We start from the raw sequence: 2,500 nt of genomic DNA on the forward strand, positions 1-2,500 counted from the left end.
AGAACGCCCCGGCTGAAGGGATCAGTCGGGGCGTTCTGGTGTTTTTTGTATAGAGAGTTTTGGTTTTTACTAGGTTTGGCGGCGACCTACTCTCCCACGTCTTGAGACGCAGTACCATCGGCGCGGAGGCACTTAACTACCGGGTTCGGAATGGATCCGGGTGTTTTGCTCTCGCTATGACCACCAAACCAAGGAAAAACCAAAATGCTGCGCATTTTGCTTTTGCTTGGTTTGGTGAGCGGGTGACAGGGTATCTTGCACAGCAAGACGGCCCGAGAACCCGCACCCTAGCAAGCTGGGCGCTGATACGCAGCACAATCAACATCGTCGTCCAGGTCATGTACACGTTCTGTGTATGCTTGTTTTCCGTAACAGGTTTGATGCGCTACCGCTTTGCTACTTGAGCGCGGAGGCGTATCCAACCTTGCTGTTACTGGATCAAATCAAGCCTATCGGACCATTAGTACCGGTCAACTGAATGCATTGCTGCACTTACATCTCCGGCCTATCGACGTGGTGGTCTTCCACGGTCCTCAGGGATACCTTGTTTTGAGGGGGCTTCCCGCTTAGATGCCTTCAGCGGTTATCCTGTCCGTTCATAGCTACCCAGCACTGCCGTTGGCACGACAACTGGTCCACCAGTGGAACGTTCACCCCGGTCCTCTCGTACTAGGGGCAACTCCTCTCAAGTATCCTACACCCACGGCAGATAGGGACCGAACTGTCTCACGACGTTCTAAACCCAGCTCACGTACCTCTTTAAACGGCGAACAGCCGTACCCTTGGGACCTGCTCCAGCCCCAGGATGAGATGAGCCGACATCGAGGTGCCAAACACTGCCGTCGATATGGACTCTTGGGCAGTATCAGCCTGTTATCCCCGGCGTACCTTTTATCCGTTGAGCGATGGCCCTCCCACTTGGGACCACCGGATCACTATGGCCGACTTTCGTCTCTGCTCGACTTGTCAGTCTTGCAGTCAGGCTGGCTTCTGCCATTGCACTCAACGAGCGATTTCCGACCGCTCTGAGCCAACCTTCGCGCGCCTCCGTTACGCTTTAGGAGGCGACCGCCCCAGTCAAACTACCCACCACGCAGGGTCCCGGATCCGGATGACGGACCGCGGTTAGACATCAAGCAGAACAAGGGTGGTATCTCAAGGATGACTCCACCGCGACTGGCGTCACGGTTTCAAAGTCTACCACCTATCCTGCACATGTTGTGCCTGATGCCAGTGCGAAGCTGTAGTGAAGGTGCACGGGGTCTTTCCGTCTAACCGCGGGAAGCCTGCATCTTGACAGGCAATTCAATTTCGCTGAGTCGATGTTGGAGACAGCGGGGAAGTCGTTACGCCATTCGTGCAGGTCGGAACTTACCCGACAAGGAATTTCGCTACCTTAGGACCGTTATAGTTACGGCTGCCGTTTACCTGGGCTTCAATTCAGAGCTTGCACCCCTCCTTTTAACCTTCAGGCACCGGGCAGGCGTCAGACCCTATACGTCGTCTTGCGACTTCGCAGAGCCCTGTGTTTTTAATAAACAGTCGCCACCCCCTGGTTTGTGCCCCCGGCACTCTTGTACCGGGCCTCCTTCTCGCGAACTTACGGAGGTATTTTGCCGAGTTCCTTCAACATCGTTCTCTCAAGCGCCTTGGTATTCTCTACCAGTCCACCTGTGTCGGTTTGGGGTACGGTCTTACAGTGGGGCTATTTCCAGGGGACCGTCTTGAACATGCACCAATCCGATAAGGTACATGCGTCGCCACGATCCGTCACCACCACACGGCCCAGGAATATTAACCTGGTTCCCATCGACTACGCCTTTCGGCCTCGCCTTAGGGGCCGGCTTACCCTGCTCAGATTAGCTTTAAGCAGGAACCCTTGGACTTTCGGCGAGAGTGTCTCTCACACTCTTTGTCGCTACTCATGTCATCATTCTCGCTAGTGATCTCTCCACCGGATGGCTCACGCCCCGGCTTCACAGAAAGCACATGATCTTGCGCTACCGCCTAGCGGCTACTTGAGCGCGGTTTCCCGCGATCAACCAACCTAAGCGATAGTAAAGATCAGTGCTATGTCACACTACGCTCCGCTACCATGCCTTACGGCATCCTAAGCTTCGGCTCATGGCTTGAGCCCCGTTACATCTTCGCCGCAGGACAACTTGATTAGACCAGTGAGCTGTTACGCTATCTTTAAAGGATGGCTGCTTCTAAGCCAACCTCCTGGTTGTTTTGGTCGTCCCACCTGCTTTCCCACTTAGCCATGAATTGGGGGCCTTAGCTGTAGGTCAGGGTTGTTTCCCTCTCCACTACGGACGTTAGCATCCGCAGTGTGTCTGCCATCTAGTACTCCCGGGTATTCGGAGTTTGGTTAGGATCAGTAAGCCTGTGGGGCCCCATTACCCATCCAGTGCTCTACCCCCGGGGTATTCGGATGACGCTCTACCTAAATAGATTTCGCGGAGAACCAGCTATCTCCGAGTTTGATTGGCCTTTCACC

The 2,500-nt window shown here is 54.6% G+C and carries 1 protein-coding gene and 2 rRNA genes (1 of these 3 cut by a window edge); 1 reads left to right on the top strand and 2 read right to left on the bottom strand.

What is annotated here, in order from left to right; genetic code table 11:
• Nucleotides 1–73: 73 nt before the first annotated feature.
• Nucleotides 74–188: ribosomal RNA gene (gene rrf, locus ABFB10_RS00910) — 5S ribosomal RNA — on the bottom strand.
• On the opposite strand from rrf, the gene ABFB10_RS00915 reads away from it, so the two are divergent.
• A complete protein-coding gene (locus tag ABFB10_RS00915) occupies nucleotides 177–404 on the top strand; it encodes a hypothetical protein (RefSeq protein WP_347164816.1) in 228 nt (75 codons plus the stop codon). The genes rrf and ABFB10_RS00915 overlap by 12 nt on opposite strands.
• Nucleotides 405–439: 35 nt before the next feature.
• On the opposite strand, the gene ABFB10_RS00920 is transcribed toward ABFB10_RS00915, so the two are convergent.
• A 23S ribosomal RNA gene (locus ABFB10_RS00920) occupies nucleotides 440–2,500 on the bottom strand (it continues 796 nt past the right edge of the window).

The sequence above is a fragment of the Ponticoccus litoralis genome (assembly GCF_039769985.1).
In the GTDB taxonomy this organism is placed as follows: Bacteria; Pseudomonadota; Alphaproteobacteria; order Rhodobacterales; family Rhodobacteraceae; genus Ponticoccus; species Ponticoccus litoralis.